At 40.9% G+C, this 4,062-nt stretch carries 3 protein-coding genes; 2 read left to right on the forward strand and 1 reads right to left on the reverse strand.

What is annotated here, in order from left to right:
* Window positions 1–4: 4 nt before the first annotated feature.
* Together NG798_RS28320 and NG798_RS26975 are read left to right on the forward strand one after the other, a co-directional pair.
* On the forward strand, window positions 5–181 hold the full coding sequence (locus NG798_RS28320; protein ID WP_375339009.1) for a pentapeptide repeat-containing protein: 177 nt from the start codon (window positions 5–7) through the stop codon (window positions 179–181).
* The gene (locus NG798_RS26975) at window positions 117–494 is read left to right on the forward strand and encodes a pentapeptide repeat-containing protein (RefSeq protein WP_261226810.1); all 378 of its coding nucleotides are present in this window, start codon (window positions 117–119) and stop codon (window positions 492–494) included. The genes NG798_RS28320 and NG798_RS26975 overlap by 65 nt, the downstream gene beginning before the upstream one ends.
* Before the next feature lie 79 nt (window positions 495–573).
* Here the strand turns inward: NG798_RS26975 and NG798_RS26980 are convergent.
* On the reverse strand, window positions 574–4,062 hold a 3,489-nt coding region (locus NG798_RS26980), incomplete at its 5' end, for a DNA/RNA non-specific endonuclease (RefSeq protein ID WP_261226811.1).

Genomic DNA, 4,062 nt, shown 5'->3' on the forward strand with positions numbered 1-4,062 from the left:
GCTGTTGAACGAAGGCGTCAATCTTAGAGGGGCTGACTTCAGAAATGCTTGCATTAATAATGCCAATCTTAGAGGGGCTGATCTCCGAGATACTAATCTGAGTAAGTGCACATTATATGACTCCAACTTTACTGGTGCCGATCTCAGGGGCGCTAACTTGGAAGAGGCGAGGGTTGGCTGAGGCTATCTTGAATGCTGCTAACCTTAGCGGTGTTAACTTACGAAATGCTTGCTTTGATGGGACTGACGCAACTGCTGCTAACTTCACTCGTGCCGATTTAGAAGGTGCTACTTTGTATGAGTCCAATTTAGAAGGTGCCCTCTTCGTTAATGCTAACTTGAGTAATACTGATTTGTTGCAAACTCCTTTTTATGGGACAGATCTCAGTCATGCTAATCTGACGTTAGCTCTACACGCTAGCCTTAAAGGAGCTATTCTCGACAATACGACTATGCCAGATGGTAGCATAAAAAGTAACTATTCCAGAGATTAGTGACTAATCAACCATTCTACAATAAGACGGTAAAAATGTTGATGTCCCTATAACCTCTGCTTATGAGATTTGCAGGTAATTAAAGATCACTGTCAGGATCGGTATTGGGATCGACATCAGCATAGGTAGTGGACGGAGGATTAAGTTCAGGAGGGCGTTCATCTGGCTCTGAACCCGGATCGGGGACAAAGCCATCAGGAATTGTACTCTCGCTCAATATTCTCCTATTTTTCTCAATCTCATCTTGAATATCTTTGGCAATATTGGAGAAAAAGTCGTAACCCGTGAATTTCTCAATGTAATCCACGCTGTGGACAATAGTGCTTGTTTCCCAATTGTTGCCTTTATTCCAGTCTAATTCTTCTCGCGTAGCTGGACGATTTACTGTTAAGAAACCGACGGTATATGTATTTATATTAGCATCAGCCCCTGGGGACTCTATAACCATTAGAACACTCCATAAATATTCAGGAATTTTGATGGGCCTTGTAGAAGGAATGTTTGGATCTGTGGAAGGAATTTCTGCTTCTTGACCGTCGCTTAGTTTTTTAACTCCATCAGTCCCAGAGATAACATAGACTTCGTAATTTTTATTTACATTTTTAGCAAAGCTGTTTGCGTAAGTTTCAATTTTTTTCCAAAGACCCCTATTATGCCTTTCTTCTTGAGGAACTATGTTTGATAAAAGGCTAATTGCTAGATTATTTTTTGATTGGTTATTCTTATTGTCTGGTCTATTTCTATGTGCTACAGGAACTAAATGACCTTGAGCATAAATCAGATTTTCTAATACTGGAGCTGGATCGTAGTCACCAGATTGTACTTGATGAAAATCAGTAGGAAGATTCGTATCTGGGCGGAAGTTTCGTTTATCTGCTAGGAAAGGATCTCCATTTTGATATATCCACGTTTTATTAACCAGCCAGCTTGCCCAGTTAGCAGTATTTTTCTCGCCATTATAGGACAAGGCGTATTGAGGTCTTTCTAATAGCAACTCATCTTTGTAAAGATTTGTCGAAAATTCAGCAATACTATATCTAGCTTCTTTTCTAGTTGCTGCTTTTGGATTACCCTCAAGAGGAGTTGGAATGCCAAATCGCAGATGCTCACTCTGGAAAAACACATCATCCAGATAAACTAGCAGTTCATTTGACCCGTTGGTTACTTCAAAACTAATTGTAACTTCTTTATTCTGCAACTGCGATTCTATCGGCACCTCTAAAGTAAAAGTTTCAAAGCCAAATGTGGCGGCGTTACCCGAACCATAACCAAGTTTGCGATCAGCATCTTTTGATATATCATTATTGCCGTAAGTATCGGTAGCGAAATCGACATCTTCTAACAAAATAGTTTGTGTTAATGAATTCAACTCGCTATTAACGGGTTGGATTGTCACTTTAAGTTGACCCCCATCTTTTTTAACGCCTTCAGGAACAAAAAGGTTGAATCTTAGTGAACCCCAATCAGGCATCAACATGGGGTTATGTGTAAATTTATCGTTGTTCTTTAACTCCACAGCATAGTTAGGCTGATAATTTGGATGGTTAGGATCGATCCCTAAGCGCGTCATATAGTTGCTCAGCTTGGGAATATCTCTCCAGTCTTTTAAGTTCTCCGCAGTAAGTGAATTGTTTGTGGATGCACTCGATGATTCTCCCGAACGATTATCAAAAGACCAACCGGGAATAGGTTGATTATCAATCTTATTTTTAATCGCATCAAAATTGCCATTAAACACAGTAGGAACTGCAAAATCTCCCCGCATCCTCTCCTCATAAGTATTGTCAAAATAAACCGGCACTCGTTCTCCCTCTTTTGGCGGCAAAAATTCACGCTTCTTATACCCACCACCTAACACAGAATAATACCAACCCGTAGCAACTCCCTCTTGCTGTAGTAGCGGTGCTAAAGTATTTGGAAAAGGCGGAGTAATTGGAGGTAAACCAATCGGATCAGCCCCCGGACCTGGAAGATATGGCAAATACCAAGCCAGCGCATCTGGAAACTGTTTATCAAACAATTCGCCATAACTAAAATCCCCCTGGCGTCGATGAATTGGATATCCTAAAGGATTGTCTTTACTCCAACTCAAATTGACAGTACCGCCATACCAAGCTTTTGTCCTTCCATGAGGATTATTCCCATCAACAACATCTTTTGTAAACCCAGCGCGACTGAAGTCAAATAAATTCCCCGCCTCGTCGTACCCTCCTAAATAAATTGACAAATCGGTATTGGGGATATCGCGTCCTCTGGGGTTAAATGTCGTTGCTGTTTGATAATAATTATCGGCAAAAGTAACATTCTCCCATACCTGTATTTGGGGGTCATAATAGTTGTTTATCCCGCCAAAATTCTGCTGAAAATCATTGGGATCTACTGTAGTCATCTGCAAGTCTGGGAACATATCGGGATATTTATCTTTCGGGAAAAAAGTACCCAGACGTTGGATAATTTCGCTATTGACTACTGCGCCACGTCCGAAGCCAATAAAATGCAACGGTGAATTAAATAAAGCATTCACCAGTTCCTCGGTTGTTCCGTAGCTAGAATTTAACGAAACTAACGAAGCAAATAAACTATCTGCGGCGGCTTCAGCAAAGCCTGAGTTAAATTTATCGGCTGTAGAATCTTGACTCCAATCTGCAATTAATACTAGGGGTTTACCAAGAGCTTTATCGCCAGATAGAACTTGCCATGAACTTGAGGAGGGCAAGTATTGCATGACTGTTCCTTTGGTGCCTTGACCGTCGATATTATCAACAATGCTATCAGCAATTTCTCTCGCCGAAGCTAGTCCATTTTTATCAAAAGCTACACCGTCAGGAGTTAAGAATGTCACGGTGGTATAACTGCTGGCTGGCTCGCTATTTGGTGTTTGTAAAGGTAGACGAAATTCTCCATCAAATTGCCGAATTGTGCCATGATTAAGACTTTTCGCTTCTATTCCCCAATGATAATCTTGTCCCGTTGTGAGGTTGAGCAATTCCATGTAGGGGAATTGATTATTAGGAACTAATTGTTCAATAATTTTTCCGCCTATTTCCCACTGGCCTAAACCACTTCTGATATCGACGACTTTCCAATTTGCTGTCATCACACGATGAGGATTGTAATCATCAACGCCATTACGATTGACTTTTAATTTACTTTCATCTAATCCATCAGGTAGGGGTCTTTCGACGAAACCACTTTCTCCTGGGAGTAATCCTTCACCTTTGCCAAATGGACTAATAGTTAAAGTGACTTCAACAATGTCTGTGATTTCGTTGAGGAAACGCCAAGCTAAATAAGCACCACCTAATAAAGTTCCCAAGCCTAAAAGTAATTTCAACCAATTATTTTTCTTTTTTTCACCAGATGCGTCTACTTCCCCAGATTCGTCTGGTTGCTGTTCAAATTTTAGTCCATCAAGCTCTAACCAATCACTCGGTGCTGCGGCTAAAGCCCAAGGTGTACCGCCAGTAGCAACCGGCCCTCTTTGAGTATTTGATGGCACGCCATAAATAAACTGATTTGCAGGGCGATTTTCCTGAAGAATCTCATAATCAGCAGCAATACTAATAGC

Origin of the sequence: Ancylothrix sp. D3o, assembly GCF_025370775.1 — a bacterium.
Classification (GTDB): Bacteria; Cyanobacteriota; Cyanobacteriia; order Cyanobacteriales; family Oscillatoriaceae; genus Ancylothrix.

Excerpts from the sequence above, each read along its gene's own strand:
- NG798_RS26975 (WP_261226810.1), top strand. The coding sequence starts at position 117 with ATGACTCCAACTTTACTGGTGCCGATCTCAGGGGCGCTAACTTGGAAG.